Genomic DNA, 17787 nt, shown 5'->3' with positions numbered 1-17787 from the left:
CTGCTAAGCTTCAGTACACCATTGTTTAGGTATCATAAGTCTCATCCACTTATCATTTGATTTTTTATTATAGGGATATGTTATGTTTGTTTCTCGTCGTTGGATCTTGTTGGCCACTAGCGTCTCTACGGCGCTTATACTGAGCGCCTGTCAGCCGACAAAAGACAACGATGACACAGATCCTACTGCAGCGACCCCACCTGTGACTGATATCGTCGATGCTTCAAATGACGTTGACGCTGATAACGACCTAGCAGCTGGCGAAAACAGCGCGGATGAGAGCCAAATGACCGATATACTCAGAGACTATACAAGGTCGATGACTAGAATGCATGATGAGATGATGATCGGTATGGGTTATAACGATCCTGATACAGCCTTTGCTAAAGCGATGCTTGGCCACCACCGCGGTGCCGTAGAAATGGCAAAAATTCAGCTGAAATATGGTACTGACGAAGAGATGCGTCAATTGGCACAAGAGATTATCACCGCTCAGCAACTTGAAATAGATATTTTGAATAAATGGCTTGCTAGCCACCCTGATACAGCCAAACCTAAACCCAACACTGAAGCGATGCAGCAAGCGTATGCCAGAAGCATGGATGTCTTAAATGGCGAGATGGTATTGGGTATCGCCGATCCTGTGCCTGACATGGCATTTGCACGTGGTATGCTGCCGCATCACATTGGCGCGGTAGCGATGGCAAACATTCAGCTGAATATGGCACTGACGAAGAGATGCGTCAATTGGCACAAGATATCATCGATGGTCAGCAGACTGAGATTGAGCATATGCAACAATGGATTGCAGATGCTAATGCTAGTACCGATAAAAATACTAAAGAGATACAGGGCACAAGTGAAGCGGATAATCATCAGCAATCTGAGCAAGCTCCTTCTTAGGTGCTGAATTATTAAACGCTGACCTAGCTGTTAATTTTTAGCACGCCTGAAAAAGACTACCAGTCATTACACAAAGCCCCTGCCAAATAATATTATTTAGCAGGGGCTTTTACTTTTAATCAATTATTGACCAGAATAGTGAGAACAAATACATTCACATTAATATATTTAGCAATGTATTTAACAATGTATTTAACCCTGATAACGCTCTATAGCGTTAAGCCATGCTTGCCAGCCTGCTTCGACTGGAGAAGAATTATCACTGACTCCTGACGATTGATTTGCTTTTGCCAAGTGCAAGCTCACTTTATGCGGAGATGCTTTGTCAATGGCTTCATCAGCCGCTTTAGGCAGCACATTAACACGCATCAACTCATCACGGCGAAACAGATGACACTCAATATCACGCTCCACATTACTTAGCAACGCCAATTGTTTACTGTCAGCTTTGATACCGTCAAGCGCCACAATGACATCGTTCGCTGAAATACCCGCTCTAGCAGCGACACTAGCACGTGTCACGCGATTGACTTTGAGTCCAGCGGCGTCTCAGTACAGCGCATGCCCCAAGGCACATGCTTGTCAGCCGTCTCTTTGCTATTGCTATGCATGCTAATGCCGTTTGCCGCCAGCAGCGCTTCAATTGGCAACTCTTCAACACCATTGACATAACGATACTCAAAGTCTTCCCAATCCTCTATGGGCATGAACTGCCCAATGACTGTACCCATATCAGCACTATTGATGCCAATGCGTTTATTGTCGTTTTGCTTTGCTTGAGTATAAAAAGCCTTGACCACATCAAACAGACGATAGCGACCATTGCTCTTTTGGAGCAGTGTCAAATCCAAGCATAACGCCACCAATGCACCTTTGTTGTAATAACTGATACCAGCATTGCCTGTATTTTCATCGTTACGGTATAGCTTAATCCACGCATCAAAGCTCGACTCTGCAATGCTTTGATACGCGCGACCCGCGGTTTGATAGTAACGATTAATTTGCTCAGCCAGTAGCTTGAGATAGCTTGGCTTATCAATCACGCCCGACGCTTGTAACATAAAGTCATCGATATACGAAGTAAAGCCCTCAAATACCCATAGCAGTGGTGTAAAAGCCTCGCGGCGCAAATCGACATCCAACATAACATCTGGGCGTACCGTTTTGACCCACCACGAATGAAAATACTCATGGCTGCATAAGCCCAAAAATCGCTGATAATCGGTGCTTGGTATTTTTGGCTCATCAAGAGTTGGTAAGTCTCGGCGCGGCGTAATGAGACTGGTCGAATTGATATGCTCAAGTCCACCATAATCCTGACCACTGGCAAAGGTCATAAACGTATAATCATTAAATGGCGCATCACCCAACCAATCTAAATAGCACTGACAGATCTGAGTGATATCCTGCTGTAGCCTGCCCATATTGGCACTGTGCTTACCTGAGAGATAGAAACGATGATGTAGCGTCTGATGCGTACTGTCTTGAATAATAAAGTCAAACTTATCTTGTTCTGCAATCTCAAACGGGTAATCAATAAGGTCGTGATAACTGCTTGCTTGTAGTCCATAGCTATGCTGCCCATCAAGACGTAGATGAGTAGACTCTAACCCACATGCCAATAGCAGCCGACTCTCGTCTTTACCTGCTAAAAATGCTGCTGGCACTGCTAAGCTAGCTTGTACAGCTCGATGCTCCTGCCCTTCTACAGCCAATGTCAGGGAGGTAAAATTCCCATACAAACGTTGCTGATCGACATAGGCAGTACGTACCGATAAATCATAGCAGTACACTTCATAGTGGACACCGATGGCTTGCCCTGCCTTAGCTTTTGGTAATTGCCACGTGTTTTTATCTATTTTGTGCGCGCGATAAACCTTAGGATGATTATCATCATCATGATTTGGCTGTCTAACGCTTTACTATCTAGCACCTGGCTGTCTAACACCTGGCTGTCTAACACCTTATAATGCACCGCGGTAATGTTGCGCGCAAACTCACGCATCAGATAACTACCGGGTATCCACGCTGGCATCCAAAGTTGAGGTGCATCATTTACTGCGGTAAAATTGAGCGACACATCAACCAAGTGCTCAGAAAAACGCTCGAAATTGAGTCGATAATTGATATCAGCTTTAGCTTTATGGTGATCGCTGATTGTATTAGCATCTGATAGCTGACTGCGTGAATTATTGGCAAATGAAGTCATTGTTTTTTTATCCTTATTTATATCATTATGGTAAAAGCCATTGTCCAAAAACGCAACTGGCAAACCCCGAATATCCATTTACGGTCTTCCAACCACAAAAAACTGTGTTTATTTTCATAAAAAACGACATTTATCAGTATAAAATAGCATTTTTTATTGTTTTTACCTTGAAAGTTATATGAGCCATCTCAATTAAAGATGCTAACTGCTAAAGTTACTTTAATAAACTGATGATAATTGACTAATGACGTGGCTATTTGGCTTGCTGATTGGATTTTTTAGGTTTATTGCAACCGTATTTAATTTTTTACATAGATATATTTAGGATAACTTATGACTATTATTGCAAAAGACACTGCCGTCAAATTCAATTACACACTAAAAGACGACGAAGGCAACATTCTTGACCAATCACCAGAAGGTCAACCACTTGCGTATTTGCATGGCCACAGCAACATCATTCCAGGCCTTGAGCAACAGCTAGAAGGTAAATCTGCTGGCGAACAAGTCAATGCTGTTGTTGAACCTGCTGATGGCTACGGCGAATATCAAGAGCAAGCGGTACAACATGTACCACGTGATAACTTCCAAGGCGTTGAAGATATCCAGCCGGGTATGCAGTTTCAGTCAGAAGCTGGCGGACAAGTAATGCTAGTTACCGTTACTGAAGTAAATGACAAAGAAGTGACCGTTGATGCAAACCATCCATTGGCTGGTAAGCGTTTGACGTTTGATGTTGAAATCCAAGAAGTGCGTGCAGCAACTGAAGACGAACTAAACCATGGTCATGTCCATGCGCTGGTGGCGTTGAGCACTAATCTCTTCTAGAGTATAGTAAAATGTTAAATGGCAGTCTTTATTAAGACTGCTATTTGTTCAAAAAAGGTCAGTGGCTTTGTCTACTGACCTTTTTTATGGCTATTATTTATCACAATCACCTTTTTAAAATATGAGCCTCTTAGGTGTACATTAAGTAACCTGACAGGCTTACAAACTATTCACTGCTACTGTGTTACCTATTAGGATCTATTAGCTAGTTAGGCGTGTTTCTCAATTAATATATAGCAGACGTAACAAAGCCGCATAACGACAAGCGTTATGCGGCTTTTATCACTAACCATCCATGTTATCGTTACATGATACCTAATCCCGGAGTATCCTATAACTGACAGGCATCCAGCCTTATCATCCTTAATCAGCAAACCACCTATCCCTGATGCGACCTTTGAGATACCAATCCCTAGTATCAATGAACCTTTTCGTTCAATCGTGCCGTACAGTTATAATCGCAGATTGCCTCATGGTTAGTAAGAGGTATAAACGTCAATCCATGTAAGCATATGCTTACATGGACTTTAATCACAGCCTTTTTGGCTGACAATACTGACCGTTTATAGCTTCTCTTCAGGGCTTAACAATGCTTTAGGTTCAGCGCTTAGCATAATATAGGCCGCTTCATTGATGAAGGCTTCGTCTTCAGGTAACTCTGGGCGCTCCTTGGCTTTCATGCGGCTGCGCTCTTCAAATTTTGCATCCATTGCTGCTTGATAGGTGTTCCAATTGGCATAAGGGCGCTCACCCGTTGCAATAAGACGTTTATTTTCAGCCTCTAGTGAACGCTTTTCAATCAATTGCATCTTAGCTCGGCGGCTATTGATATCAAGTGGAATTGGTTTTTTCTCATCTTCCATATCGCGAATGTTGTTTAGCGCTGATAGATAAACAAACTGTGGGTTTTGCTCTTGACGAATTTTAGACTGCTGGTTAAGTGTCGCCAGCGTCGTATCAGTGAACTTACCTTCAGGCTTGTAAGGCGCCGTTTTGATGGTATCCCAAGGCAACGCTTTTTTCTGCGCACGTTCACCAAAAGTGGCATCATCGTAGATATTGACCAACTCTACATCAGGTACCACACCTTTATTCTGCGTACTACCACCAGTGATGCGATAGAATTTGCGCTGCGTTAAAGTGGCTGAACCCAATGCCAAATTATCGAGTTGAATCTGCGCTGAACCTTTACCCGTTGTCGTACTGCCAACCACTAGCCCACGACCGTAATCTTGGATAGCCGCGGCAAATATCTCACTGGCTGAGGCAGACGCTAGGTTGGTAATAACGACCACTTTGCCATCATAAAGTTGCTCACCGCCATCATCGTCACGGTAGACCTGAATGTTGCCGCGATTGTCACGGATTTGCACCATCGGTCCGCTCTTGATAAAGAAGCCAAGCATTTTTGCTACTTCATCCAATGAACCACCTGGATTATTGCGCAAATCAACCACGAGGCCATCAATATTTTCTTTATTCAACGCTTTCAATGCTTTTTCGGTATCGATACTGACGCTGCGATAATCCTCACCGTTACGGCGTGCCTGATAATTCAGATAAAAGCTTGGTATCTCAAGGACGCCGATGCGTTTTGGCGTTTTATCAATATTAGGGCGCTGTAATTCTACCACGCGCTGGGTAACCCCTGACTCTTCTTGTTGAATAATGTCACGAACCACCGTCACGTTACGGGCACTGGCATCAGGCGTATTTGGCTGACGCACTTTGATGGTCACTGACGTACCACGTTTACCACGAATCAAGCTCACAATCTCACGCGTTGACCAGCCAACCACGTCTGTCATGTTCTCGCCATCTTTGGCAATACCGATAATCAAATCGTTGGGTTTAATCTGACCAGATTTGGCTGCTGGACCACCATCAACCAAGGTCACGATGCGAGTATAATCTGGGTTTTTACGATCAGGGCGAATAGAGACGCCAATGCCTTCTAATTGCAGGCTAGATTGGATTTGTAATTCGTTGGCCTGAATCGGTGCGTAATAATTACTGTGCGGATCGTAAGTCAACATCGCCGTATTTAAGATGGTTTCCATGATTTCATCGTTTGTGAGACGCTTAAACTGCTCTTGCTGTCGCGATAAACGATTTTGTAAAATCTCGCTTGGTGTACGTTGGTCGTTGCGCACCAAATCTTGTCCACGAGTAATATCTGGATTGCTTAGGAATACTTTTTCTTTGGCTTTTTCATCTTCTTGACCCAAGGTAATACTTATCAGCTGAAACTTAAGCTGACGCGTCCAATAATCACGCTGCTCTTTTTTGGTTTTAAAATGATTGAGTTTTTCACGGTCAAGTACAATCGTATCATCACCCGTCAAATCAATATCCGTTTTTAGCATCTTGCTCGCCATCGCAAAATACTCATTTGAGCGCTTGCGATAGCGTTCAAAGACCTCTACTCCTGCAGACAAGTCGCCACGCTTGAGGCGAGCACCGAATTCATCGGCGTATTTTTTCTTAAACTCATCCACATCAGACTGCAAAAACAACGTATGGTTTGGGTCAAGGCTATCAATATACATAGACAAGATTTCGCTGCCCGTTTTGCTATCTAGCGGCTGATTTAAATAGTGGCTACGATCCAGCAATGCGGCTACTTGGCGAGTGGTGACTTTTTGTTCAGGGGTTTGTACAAAGCCTTCAGTATTGGTGTCGGCCATTGCCGTCCCGTAGCTCTGGGTGAGAATAATACCGGCGATGCCCACTGACGCTGCACTGAGTAACCACTGTGCTGGTTGTTTTTTCATCATATATACCTAGTTATTTTACGTTAATAATATTATTTGTTTTATAAAAATCAAAAGTGATTAAATCAGTCGCCGCCTATAAATGCTTTATCTTTAAGTCACGAAATATTTATCTACCACTATCAATCGAATATGTATTCAATGATACTTTCTAAAATGCTATTTTCTGAATAGTTATGGTCACTAAATGCCATTGCTGTTTGCTAATATATTGTTAAAAATCACTCAATATTATCATGCACATAGATATCCAACTGTCTCAAACTGTATAAGCAATCTTACACGCTACGCCTGCACATACCAAACTTTCTATTACATTTATTGTTCATCATTATTTGGGTCATTTATTGACGATTCAATGCCCACTCGCGAATTGATTTGAGTCTATTCATCTGCCACATTATGCTCATCTAATAATAACTGTCATAATAAAGCAGTTTTGATAATAGTGGCGCATTGCCAATTATCATCATTTATTTATTTGAAGCTGAACCGATCATATAACAAGATATAACACCATAAGGATTACGCAATGTACGGCGTTTTAATGATTGATATCGATAGTACCGCACTGACAGCAGAAGATGTCAGCTTAATCAAACAGGCACAAGTGGGCGGGGTGATTCTATTTGCTCGAAACGTTGCAGATGCGGCACAAGTACGGGCGTTGTGTGACGACATACGTTATCACAACCCAGACATATTAATCGGCGTCGACCAAGAAGGTGGACGAGTCGCACGCCTGCGCAATGGCTTTACCCCACTACCCGCCATGGGCAGGCTTGGGGAATTATTTAATCAAGAGCCTAGCCATGCGCTAAGCTGTGCTTACGATTGTGGCTATCTAATGGCAACAGAAGTGTTGGCAGTGGGCATTGATCTCAGTTTTGCCCCAGTACTTGACAGAGATGGCATCAGCCAAGTCATCGGGATCGTAGTTTTCATCAAGAGCCGCAAGCGATCATTGCGCTGGCGACTCAGTTTATGCGCGGTATGAAAGCCGCTGGCATGGCAACCACGGGTAAGCACTTCCCCGGTCATGGTGCGATTGCCCCTGACTCCCATGTGGCTGAGGCCATCGATACGCGTAGCCTAGATGAGATTATGCATAGCGATATGCAGCCTTTTGCCCAAACCCTACCATGGCTTGATGCTTAATGCCTGCCCATGTTATTTTTTCGCAAGTCGATGACAGGCCAGCAGGTTTTTCTAAAATTTGGCTCAAGGACATCATACGGGATCAGCTAAAGTTTGATGGGGTCTTATTCTCTGATGATCTATGTATGGCAGGTGCTCAAGCCGCAGGCGATGTCAGCGCACGTGTGAAAGCCGCGATTGAAGCGGGTTGTGATATTGCGCTGGTTTGTAACGATCGCGTCGCCGCCCATGAAGCCGCAGAGACCGCACAAGAGCTACCTTATCCCAATCAAAACCGTATTAAAACAATGTGCGGACAGATACCAACATGGCAAGGTGATCTGGAATCAACTTGTCAACAATTTGACTATTGGCAACAGGCAAAGCAAAACGTGACTCAAACCTTTTTTAATCCTCAATCTGAGGCACAAGCGACTCGCAGCGCTATTGAATTAAAAGATCCGACCGCTTATAAATAATCGCTTATCATTAGATACTTATCATTAGCCACCTATAAACGAAACAACAGCTTTAACAAAATAAAAAACCGCACCTTTTATAAGATGCGGTTTTTTAGAATGAACAACTTCTCAATCAAGCTGTTGTACATTAATTGGTTGGATCTACTGCCGTACCTTGAGTGGCATCATCACCATCAGGCAATAAGTCATCGTTATTGCTATCCAGAGGGTTTAAGTCTGGGTCAAGCGCATCATTACTAATAATCATACCATCGTTCGCACTGGCCATCTCGTCATTGACTATAAATTCAATACGGCGATTACGGAAGCGCCCCTGCTCCGTTGAGTTATCAGCGATAGGTTCTGATTCACCCATGCCTTTCGTCATCAGTTTACTAGCATCAACACCTTGAGATACCAAATACTCTTTCACTGCCTCAGCGCGATCACGAGACAATTCTACATTGTAAGAATCTGATGCCTGACTGTCAGTATGACCGATAATCGTCAGCTTCATATTCGGTACTTCGTTGATAATCTTAGCAGCGCGGTCAAGCAGCTCTTTATTGACATCAGGAATGACCGCTTCATCCACTTCAAAGTTGATAACCTGAATACTCAATGCACGAGCCACATCACGTGGATCTGGGTTTTTACCAAGATTGGTCATAGCAACATCCGCAGCTGCCAAACTATTATCAATCTCACCCTGCAAATCTAACGGCCCTTCGGCTTGTATGGTCATCGCAGGAACAGCCGCTTGTAGGTCAGCCACTAGCTTATCTAATGCCGCTGCATCAGGCGCATTGACAGTGATAACATCACCTTTGATAATCATGCTCGCATTTGGTACATTTTTGACGATAGGCAAGATAGTAGCTAGCTGAGCCGCTGCTGGCATATCTACTGCAAAATTGTCATCGACATCAGCACGGCATTTATTGGCTTCTTCACCAAATGCACTGGTTAACGCATTCATTACATTGGTCTGCAAGGTCTCGTCGCCCACATTCATACGGCAAGCATACAGCTCACTATTTTCACCAGTCGCAATGCGCAATGATGCAGGCTCAATATCACCTGCCACTGCCAACTGACCCTCTCCCTGCGCTGCTTGTTGGGCAGTAGCCACCGGTGTAGCGACAGGCTCAGGGTTCTCTTGACAACCACGAAGTAAAGCCCAAGCCAATGCGCCTAAAATAATCAAGCCAATAATGGGGAGCAATGCTTTCATAAAGCTGCCTTGCTGCTCTTCTTCGCGTTGTAATGGAGCGGTGCTCACCGTATCAGAGATACGCGCGCCAGCAGCAGGCGTCGCTGCCAACACACCGACTGGCAGAACGGCGCTTGCCCAAGCAGGGATATAACGCTGATAACTGTCGAGATTATCATTTAAGAACTGCGGCACTGGTGTGGTACCTGCCAAGCTTTTGATTTCGTGAAAAGCCAGTGGCGCTGCCATCGCTATCAGTCCACGCGAAGACGTTGCATCAACATTATGCTTGCCTGCCAGCTCACGAGCGATTTGATCACGTTGCGAATCATCGCTCCATACACGGTCATAAAACCCTTGGTCATCACGAGTGATATTCTCATTTGCAAAACGATTATAAGTATCGTTATCCGCTAAGCGAGCCGCAAAAATAGCATAGAACTGTTCAAGTAGCCCTTTTTTAGCGGGACTATGATCATCTTCCAGCACGGCTGGGCTGACTGTACGCGTCAAATGACTGATAATATCCATAATACAATTCTCCTATTAATGCCTATATTAGTATCGATTTATATAATTAAAATATTCAAAAAATACCAGATAAAATAATGATTTAAAATAAGAACCATGACAGCTAAAACCATCTTGACCCTGTTCAATTTTCATCATTATAAAAGTATTAAGTCAGTGTTAACAATCAACAGGTTGTTGTACAAATGATACGTTAGGTAATATTTCAAGTGTCACACGTAACCAAAAACATGGCAAATAACCAATCATTAGCACAGTGAGAAGCCATAAAAGAATCAGTAAAACTTATGTATAGATGGAGAAAATATATCCTTTTTTCAGATACTTTATGGTTTTTTAAATAATTCTGACTGGGTATCAACAGAAAAAAATGGCGGTATAAGCAACTTATACCGCCATCCTTACTTGATAACTTGTTTCAATGGATAAATTGATCAAACAATCGTTAAACACCTCTATTATCCAATCATTTATTCCTTACTTGCGCAGGTTCAGCGATGATGAGTGTGCTTGCCATATCATCTACCTCCGATTCTGAAATAGCACCTGACTGTCTGTTATTCATCGGTGTATTGTTAGGGATATTGTTACTATAATTGTTGGGTGCAGGAGTAGGTACGATACGATCGCCTGTATCATCATCTGCTGCTTGGAACTCTCCAGACCCACTGTTGTTATAGTCATTAGCATACTGATTGTTGGCAGCTCCCTCATTTTCAAACTGATTATTCGTATTATTCATTGCATTGGCATCGTTATTTTCAGGCAATGGTAATGGTGCAGTACTATCGATGACCATGGCAGGTATCAAAGTACGCATATCCGTAACCAGTCGTTGCAAGAGCATACTGTCTGGCGCTTCTAACATAAGGCGATCATTCTGCAAATGTAGGCGTGCAAATGGCGTAGACTAATCATCGTCAAGACATTGGGCAGTACTTCCTCTGGTAAATTAGCAATACTACTGGCAACTCCAGCCTGCACTGTTAATTCGCAAATACTCGCTTGCTCACCAAAGCTGGTATTGAGCGCTTGTTGCAAGGTGCTTTGTAGCGCTGCATCGCCAATGGTAGCGCTACAGGCATACAGATTACCGCTGTTATCTACGCCAACGATGAGCTCAATGGGAGTCATTACCTGCGCTACTGGTGCAGGCGTTGGTGCTACCACAACAGGCACTGTCGCAGCGGCTTCTATAGGCGGCGCTTTGTTCGGTCTGATTAATATTGCCCAAGCAGCAAGCCCTATCGCGGCAATGGCTACTATTAATAAACCCACCCGTACCAGTAAATCATTACGTTGATTGCGAGTACGCACTTTTTCTTGCTTCATGCTGCTATTTTCTGCCAAATGATGTGCGGATGGATTGGCATGAATGGCGCCAGTATGAGCGCTAAAATGACCATCGGTATCACCTATCCTCATACTTTCTACATCAGTATTTCCAATATCTATTTTATTTGCTGTATCAGCATTTTGCCTATAAGCGGCTGTGGCTGCAGCGATCTTACTGGTATCTATATGAGAATTTTTTCGTCCATCCAAAGAGGTGTCACGCACTGGTACGCTATCAATATCTGCGGCGATGTATGGGTGTGCTTCTGATGCGCTATTGACGTTTTGAGGAGCAGTAATAATAGGTGCTGACCACATCGGTAAATACTGACGCAGTGCCGCCTGCTCTCCCTGCAAAAACGCTGGTAAAAACTGTCCGTTTGCCAATACTGTCAGCTCACGATAAGCCAGTGGCGCAGCATTGATGAGCAGCTGTAACGTAGCAGACTCATCAATATGATGGGTAGCAGACAGCTCTCGGATCATAAGCTGTTGTATGGTTTTATCTTGCCACAGTTGATCCAACAGTGGACTTTCTGTGACTCTATCAACCATCCCTTGCTCGGCGCGGATAAATTGTGAATACACTTGCGGCAAGGCGAGACGCGACGCCAAGATGGCATAAAACTGCTCCAATAAGCTGATGTAAGCCACACTATCATGACTATTGCGCTCACCTATGACAGCTGGCGTTACGGTCTTTTCTAATTGGTCGATAATACTCATAGATTACTGCCTCTTTCGGCCTTTATTTTAAATTTACCAACGCATGAAACGTTTATTTTACTTGTCGTTAGCATCTGTATTCTTGGATACCGCTCTCATTTAACCCGCCATTACCGTCAAGATACGAAGCATTACTCAATTTGCCTGACAGCCTGCTATATTATTCACTATAAAAGCATATAAATGCACTATTTTGTCACATAATAAGTTTTTGCATTGTCATAACTACTGTTAGTATTACTTTATTATAAATAGCTCATGCTTAATAATTGCTTGTCAGTCCTATTTAGTTTGCACTCAGCCATAATGCGTAGGCTTTGAATATTGTTATTCATCACATTGTCACATATCAGGCGCAGCTAAGGATTTTCCTTTGTTCAATCATACGACCCTTATTATTATTATCACGGTTATTGTCAGCTTAGTGGCATGGCAAAACAAGACAGTATTTAATCGACTTATTTTTTATCCGCCAGCGGTAAATAATGGGCAGTGGGACCGTTTTGTCACGCATGGCTTTATTCATGCCGATAGCATGCACCTGCTCTTTAATATGTTTACTTTATACTTTTTCGGTCGTGCTATTGAAGGACTGTATCAGCCGTTCTTATTTGGCTATGGTTTTGTGGTCTTTTACGTATTGGCCATTATCATTGCGATGATTCCAAGCTACCTCAAGAATAAAAACAATGCGAGCTATTTAAGCCTTGGCGCGTCAGGCGGTGTATCAGCCGTATTGTTTGCTTTTATTTTGCTGGCACCGTGGGAAAAAATCTACCTATTCGCGATTGTTCCTATACCTGCGATATTATTCGCCGTTGCTTATATCGCTTATAGTATCTATGCAGACAAACGGGGCGGCTCTAATATCAATCATATGGCGCATATGTGGGGCGGCGCGTTTGGGGTTATTGCCACGATTATTTTAGAACCGCAAGTCCTACCGCATTTTATCAATGCGCTATTATCACCTGGGCTTTAAATTTAGTAATGAAGTTTATTAATGACGCTCAATGATAAAAATTGAAATAAAACTCAGTGGCAAAAATTGAAATGAGCACTTGGGTTATGATGACAGTTTAAGTAATTAAGCGATGATTAACGTCGCGTTATATTTTGCACAAACTTATACTCAACAAACTATTTAAGAATTTGATAATTATTATGATGATAGATGTTATCGGTGATATTCATGGCTACGCAGACAAGTTAATTGGCTTATTAGAGCAGCTAGGTTACGTTCATAATGCACGTACTTTGTACCGCCAGCAGGGCATCGAGCGTTATTTATCGGTGACTTGATTGACCGAGGACCACAGCAATTGGCTACCTTAGAGATTGTTTTTGCCATGTTAGACGCTAACGTGGCAGATGCGATAATGGGTAATCATGAATATAACGCCCTCGCCTTTGCCACACTTGACCCTGATAACTCCAGCCAATATCTGCGCTCGCACAATGACATACATACGCGCCAACATGCCGCATTTTTAGCCGAAATAGCTTTTGGCTCAGAGCGTCATCAATATTGCTTAATCGGTTATACGAGCTGCCTTTATGGATTGAAACAAACGACGCTTGTTTTGTTCATGCCTGCTGGGATGTCGATAGTATGGCGGTATTGCAGCCACTATTGACTGACGATAACTGTTTAACGCCGCAGGGGCTAGTCGCCACTGCCAAAGAAAACACGGCGCCATTTGACGCGCTAGAGCGGGTATTAAAAGGTGTAGAAACAGCATTACCCGACGGCATGGTCATGGTCGATAAAGAAGGCACTGAGCGCAAGCGCGTGCGAGTATGCTGGTGGCTTGACGGGCTGAATAAGCGCCGTCTTTATGAGGTGGCGCGTGCGCCTGCATCAGCATTGGCGCAGATTCCAAAAGAGGTGTTGGCTGAAAGTATTGATTTCGCCTGAAAACGGATAAAGCGGTATTTGTCGGTCATTATTGGCTAACTGGCACGCCTGAGCCACTGAGTTCACAAGTTGCCTGTACTGATTATTCAGCGGCGGTAGACAGCGGATATCTGACTTGTTATCAGCTCAATACTGAGCAACCACTGCCACTAAGAGCCAGTAACTTTGTCCAATATCACCATGATAAATCTGCAAACCCCAATCCATAAAATTGGTACTATTGCCCCCGCTTTCTTATTAAAAATCAAACTTGGCTTTACGAGAGCAACAAAACTTTTGTATGATGGTCTTTTTGAGGATATCAAAGCATGAGCACCACAACAGCTACTGTTAACACGATGGATCAAAACAGTCCTATCGCCTCCCCTGCTGGTCAACCGAAAGTTGGCATTATTATGGGATCACAATCTGATTGGGCAACCATGAGTGCGGCAGCGCAATTGCTCGCAGACTTTGATATCGCTTTTGATTGTGAAGTGGTTTCAGCACACCGTACCCCTGATAGATTGTTTGACTATGCAAAAAGTGCAAAAGATAACGGTCTACAAGTTATTATCGCTGGCGCTGGCGGTGCTGCTCATCTGCCTGGCATGTGTGCCAGTCAAACGCCGTTACCTGTGTTTGGTGTTCCTGTAAAGTCTTCTATGCTCAGCGGTTGGGATAGCCTCTTGTCTATCGTACAGATGCCTAAAGGCGTCGCAGTTGGCACATTAGCGATTGGCTCAGCAGGCGCTTACAACGCTGCCCTGCTTGCGATTCAAGTGTTAGCATTGAATGATGAGACCATTGCGGCTAAGCTGGACAATCTGCGCCAAACGCAAACTGATACCATCCTTGCCAGCCCAACGCCCGGCATTATCAATACCTAATTACCTATCTTTGATAGCGGTTCTTGAATCCCATTATTGAGATATAGCGGCTATTTACTTGATATTTATTTTTAGATGGGTTTTACTTAATACAAGGTGCATGTAATGCACCTTTTCCTATTTTAATAGATGACTTTTTGCCTTTTAATACACCCAAAATATTATTCATTTTTAACTCAAAGAGCCTGCCATGACTACAGCGAACGCTTACCCTGTTACCCAAACCATTCGTACCATCGGTATTTTAGGCGGTGGTCAGCTTGGTATGATGCTTGCCGAAGCAGCGATGCCACTTGGCTACCAATGTGTGTTTTTAGAAGACAGCGCTGACTGCCCTGCTAGCCTATACGGCCGCGTCTTTCATAGTGATCAATTGGAAGACTTCATCGCCGCAGCAGACGTTTTCACTTTAGAGTTTGAAAACACACCGACGGCGACTGTAGAACAGCTTACTGCCTTGTCGAAGTCTGGTAGCAAACAAGGCATGTTTCCGCCATTGATTGCGCTTGATATCGCTCAAGACCGCTTGAAAGAAAAGCAGATGTTCAATGCACTTGAGATCGCCACTGTACCCTTTATGGCTGTCAATTCTGAAGCGGATTTGCAGCAAGCCTGTCATGAATTAGGACTGCCTATTGTCCTAAAAACCAGCCGTGGTGGTTATGATGGCAAAGGTCAGTTTGTGATTAGACAAGACAGTGATATCAAGGCGGCATGGCAAGATCTTAAAGATGCAGTTACGGGTAAGGCTCACTAACGCCAACGCCTGCACCTTTGATTGCAGAAGGTTTCATTAACTTTAGCCGCGAGCTTTCTATTATCGCCGCACGCGCACAAAATGGTCAGGTTCGTTGCTACGATTTGGTCGAAAACCATCATCATAATGGTATTTTAGCCAAGACCCAAGCGCCTGCCGTTGGCACCAGTCATTTATTCAAACAAGCAACCGATGCCATCACCAAAATCATGAACCATTTAGACTATGTTGGTGTGATGGCACTTGAGCTCTTTGTGACCAAAGATGCGCGTGGCCATGACACGCTACTCGCTAATGAAATTGCGCCGCGTGTACATAATTCAGGACATTGGAGTATTGAAGGTGCTATCACCAGCCAATTTGAAAACCACATTCGCGCCGTCGTCAATCTGCCATTAGGTGATACCGACAACGTGCATCCAGCGATTATGCTCAATGTCTTGGGGCAATATCCAGATATCAGCGCCGTACTAAATATCGATGGCGCACACTATCATAGCTACCATAAAGCAGAACGCGATGACCGCAAAATTGCGCACATTACCTTGATGCCCAATGATGTTGCCGACTTAGAGCCTGCTTTGGCCAAGCTCGTCGCTACGCTACCCAATAAAATGGGACTTGAGAAAAAACCATCTGCGATTGATAGCCAGCCAAAAGCGGTAGATAGTCTAACCACTACTGACAATAACAATGACAATATTTTAGAGAATACAGAAATCCATATTGATGACAGCCAAACAACTCAGGCTATCGACGCTAAGGCAAAAACAGAAAAGGTTAAGAAATAATGCAGATTTGGGTAGATGCCGATTCGGTGCCATTGATTGCCAAAGATTTGATTATCAAAACTGCTGAACGCACGCAAACCATGGCAATATTCGTCGCCAATCAGCCGATCAAACTGCGTAAGTCACCACTGCTTGTCATGACCGTGGTGCCATCAGGGTTTGATAAAGCCGATGATTATATCGTTGAGCAAATACAGCCAGGCGATCTAGCTATTACTAGCGACATTCCTTTGGCTAATGACATTTTGGACAAAGGTGGTATGGTATTGACGACACGCGGCATGGTCTACGACAAAAATAACATCAAGCAAAAGCTCAATATGCGTGATTTTATGGATACCATGCGCGGTACTGGCGTGCTCGATCTACAAGAAATGAGTGGTCAAAAACCTTATGGCGATCGTGACAAAAAAGCTTTTGCTGATGGATTAAACAAGTTGGTACGCTAGTTTTCACACGCTTTGTCTTTGGTTTTTTGATCTTATTCACTTTGCAAACTGTATACACGCCATAACCAAACACTATGCAATCGGCACGCTTCATAACGAAGTGTGCCGTTTTTTCTTGATACGCTATATCCAGTTTTTACAACAACGATAACGTACATAAGAATAGGAATGACAATGAAAATTTTAGTAATTGGGGCAAGTGGTCGAGTGGGTACGGATTTGGTTAAGCAGCTATTAGCGGATGACCATCAAGTTATTGGCACGACACGCCAAAAAGAAAAATTGTTTACCGATGACAATTATAGCCCACTCGATTTAGATATCACTGCCGAAAAAGAGGCTATACAAAAGCAAATTGATCAAGACATTGACGCTGTCTATTTCGTTGCAGGGTCTGGCGGTAAAGACGTCTTAGAAGTGGATTTACATGGGGCGGTCAAAACCATGCAAGCCGCAGAGGACAAAGGCATTAAGCGCTATATTATGCTTAGCACCGTCTTTTCGTTAGACACCAGTAAATGGGACAATGCTGGTATTGCTGACCTAAAAGAATATTATATCTGCAAGCATTATGCGGATCAGTGGTTGATTAATAATAGTAGCCTTGACTACACCATCGTTCAAGCAGGGGCGCTAAAAGAGCGCGAAGCAACTGGTAAAGTCACTATTAACGATGATAATGCTGGAGAAAATTCAATTGCCGATGTGGCGACTACTCTGGCAGCCGTCCTAAATGCCAATAATACCGTCAAGAAAGTGTTTAGTATGCATAACGGTGAGACTGCGATTGATGAAGCGATTGCAAAATTATAAGAATCAACTTTACAGCGATTAAAACGAAAAAGCGAGTAAGCCTAATGGGTTACTCGCTTTTTTCTAATAGGCT

10 protein-coding genes and 4 pseudogenes are annotated in these 17787 nt (G+C 43.5%); 9 read left to right on the top strand and 5 right to left on the bottom strand.

Annotation, left to right across the window (positions count from 1 at the left end; translation table 11 throughout):
- Window positions 1-82 precede the first annotated feature (82 nt).
- Window positions 83-910: a CopM family metallochaperone gene (gene copM, locus TT12_RS18925; RefSeq protein WP_502685188.1), complete on the top strand. Its 828-nt coding sequence runs from the start codon at window positions 83-85 to the stop codon at window positions 908-910.
- A gap of 185 nt (window positions 911-1095) precedes the next feature.
- Here the strand turns inward: copM and TT12_RS18650 are convergent.
- Window positions 1096-3112, bottom strand: a pseudogene (locus TT12_RS18650) (M61 family metallopeptidase).
- Window positions 3113-3445: 333 nt separating this feature from the next.
- On the opposite strand from TT12_RS18650, the gene TT12_RS12605 reads away from it, so the two are divergent.
- Window positions 3446-3940 carry an FKBP-type peptidyl-prolyl cis-trans isomerase gene (locus TT12_RS12605; RefSeq protein WP_045455360.1) on the top strand — a complete coding sequence of 165 codons (495 nt, stop codon included), beginning with the start codon at window positions 3446-3448 and terminating at the stop codon, window positions 3938-3940.
- Between the two features lie 563 nt (window positions 3941-4503).
- On the opposite strand, the gene TT12_RS12600 is transcribed toward TT12_RS12605, so the two are convergent.
- Window positions 4504-6714: a carboxy terminal-processing peptidase gene (locus TT12_RS12600; protein WP_045455357.1), complete on the bottom strand. Its 2211-nt coding sequence runs from the start codon at window positions 6712-6714 to the stop codon at window positions 4504-4506.
- Between the two features lie 532 nt (window positions 6715-7246).
- Between TT12_RS12600 and nagZ the strand changes: the two are divergent.
- Window positions 7247-8330 (top strand): annotated as a pseudogene (gene nagZ / locus TT12_RS12595) (beta-N-acetylhexosaminidase).
- 130 nt (window positions 8331-8460) lie between these two features.
- Here nagZ and TT12_RS12590 read toward each other — a convergent pair.
- From TT12_RS12590 to TT12_RS12585, 3 genes are all read right to left on the bottom strand, one after another.
- Complete coding sequence (locus TT12_RS12590; RefSeq protein ID WP_045455354.1) at window positions 8461-10056, bottom strand: OmpA family protein; 1596 nt, start codon at window positions 10054-10056, stop codon at window positions 8461-8463.
- Window positions 10057-10522: 466 nt separating this feature from the next.
- The gene (locus tag TT12_RS17750; protein WP_243443689.1) at window positions 10523-10924 is read right to left on the bottom strand and encodes a hypothetical protein; all 402 of its coding nucleotides are present in this window, start codon (window positions 10922-10924) and stop codon (window positions 10523-10525) included.
- A complete protein-coding gene (locus TT12_RS12585; RefSeq protein ID WP_243443688.1) occupies window positions 10918-12117 on the bottom strand; it encodes a hypothetical protein in 1200 nt (399 codons plus the stop codon). Before TT12_RS12585 ends, TT12_RS17750 begins: the two co-directional genes overlap by 7 nt.
- A gap of 373 nt (window positions 12118-12490) precedes the next feature.
- On the opposite strand from TT12_RS12585, the gene TT12_RS12580 reads away from it, so the two are divergent.
- The 6 genes and pseudogenes from TT12_RS12580 (at window position 12491) to TT12_RS12555 (ending at window position 17714) form a co-directional block, all read left to right on the top strand.
- Window positions 12491-13099, top strand: a complete 609-nt coding sequence (locus TT12_RS12580) for a rhomboid family intramembrane serine protease (RefSeq protein ID WP_045443506.1) — start codon at window positions 12491-12493, stop codon at window positions 13097-13099.
- A 182-nt stretch (window positions 13100-13281) separates the two neighbouring features.
- Window positions 13282-14244, top strand: a pseudogene (locus tag TT12_RS12575) (metallophosphoesterase).
- 99 nt (window positions 14245-14343) lie between these two features.
- Window positions 14344-14904 (top strand): 5-(carboxyamino)imidazole ribonucleotide mutase, encoded by a 561-nt coding sequence (gene purE, locus TT12_RS12570; RefSeq protein ID WP_198329602.1) that lies wholly within the window; start codon window positions 14344-14346, stop codon window positions 14902-14904.
- 190 nt (window positions 14905-15094) lie between these two features.
- A pseudogene (locus tag TT12_RS12565) lies at window positions 15095-16452 on the top strand (5-(carboxyamino)imidazole ribonucleotide synthase).
- On the top strand, window positions 16452-16901 hold the full coding sequence (locus TT12_RS12560) for a YaiI/YqxD family protein (protein ID WP_045455351.1): 450 nt from the start codon (window positions 16452-16454) through the stop codon (window positions 16899-16901). Before TT12_RS12565 ends, TT12_RS12560 begins: the two are co-directional and overlap by 1 nt.
- Before the next feature lie 174 nt (window positions 16902-17075).
- On the top strand, window positions 17076-17714 hold the full coding sequence (locus tag TT12_RS12555; protein ID WP_045455348.1) for an NAD(P)H-binding protein: 639 nt from the start codon (window positions 17076-17078) through the stop codon (window positions 17712-17714).
- Window positions 17715-17787: the final 73 nt, after the last annotated feature.

This window comes from Psychrobacter sp. JCM 18903, from assembly GCF_000586475.1.
In the GTDB taxonomy this organism is placed as follows: domain Bacteria; phylum Pseudomonadota; class Gammaproteobacteria; order Pseudomonadales; family Moraxellaceae; genus Psychrobacter.
Note: the sequence above shows the minus strand (reverse complement) of the source record. Positions and strands in the feature narration are given on the sequence as shown.

Bases quoted from the DNA above. Each gene is read 5' to 3' on its own strand.
- TT12_RS12555 (WP_045455348.1), top strand. From the start codon at position 17,076: ATGAAAATTTTAGTAATTGGGGCAAGTGGTCGAGTGGGTACGGATTTG.
- TT12_RS12590 (WP_045455354.1), bottom strand. From the start codon at position 10,056: ATGGATATTATCAGTCATTTGACGCGTACAGTCAGCCCAGCCGTGCTG.
- TT12_RS12605 (WP_045455360.1), top strand. From the start codon at position 3,446: ATGACTATTATTGCAAAAGACACTGCCGTCAAATTCAATTACACACTA.
- TT12_RS12600 (WP_045455357.1), bottom strand. From the start codon at position 6,714: ATGAAAAAACAACCAGCACAGTGGTTACTCAGTGCAGCGTCAGTGGGC.
- TT12_RS17750 (WP_243443689.1), bottom strand. From the start codon at position 10,924: ATGTTAGAAGCGCCAGACAGTATGCTCTTGCAACGACTGGTTACGGAT.
- TT12_RS12585 (WP_243443688.1), bottom strand. From the start codon at position 12,117: ATGAGTATTATCGACCAATTAGAAAAGACCGTAACGCCAGCTGTCATA.
- purE (WP_198329602.1), top strand. From the start codon at position 14,344: ATGAGCACCACAACAGCTACTGTTAACACGATGGATCAAAACAGTCCT.
- copM (WP_502685188.1), top strand. From the start codon at position 83: ATGTTTGTTTCTCGTCGTTGGATCTTGTTGGCCACTAGCGTCTCTACG.
- TT12_RS12560 (WP_045455351.1), top strand. From the start codon at position 16,452: ATGCAGATTTGGGTAGATGCCGATTCGGTGCCATTGATTGCCAAAGAT.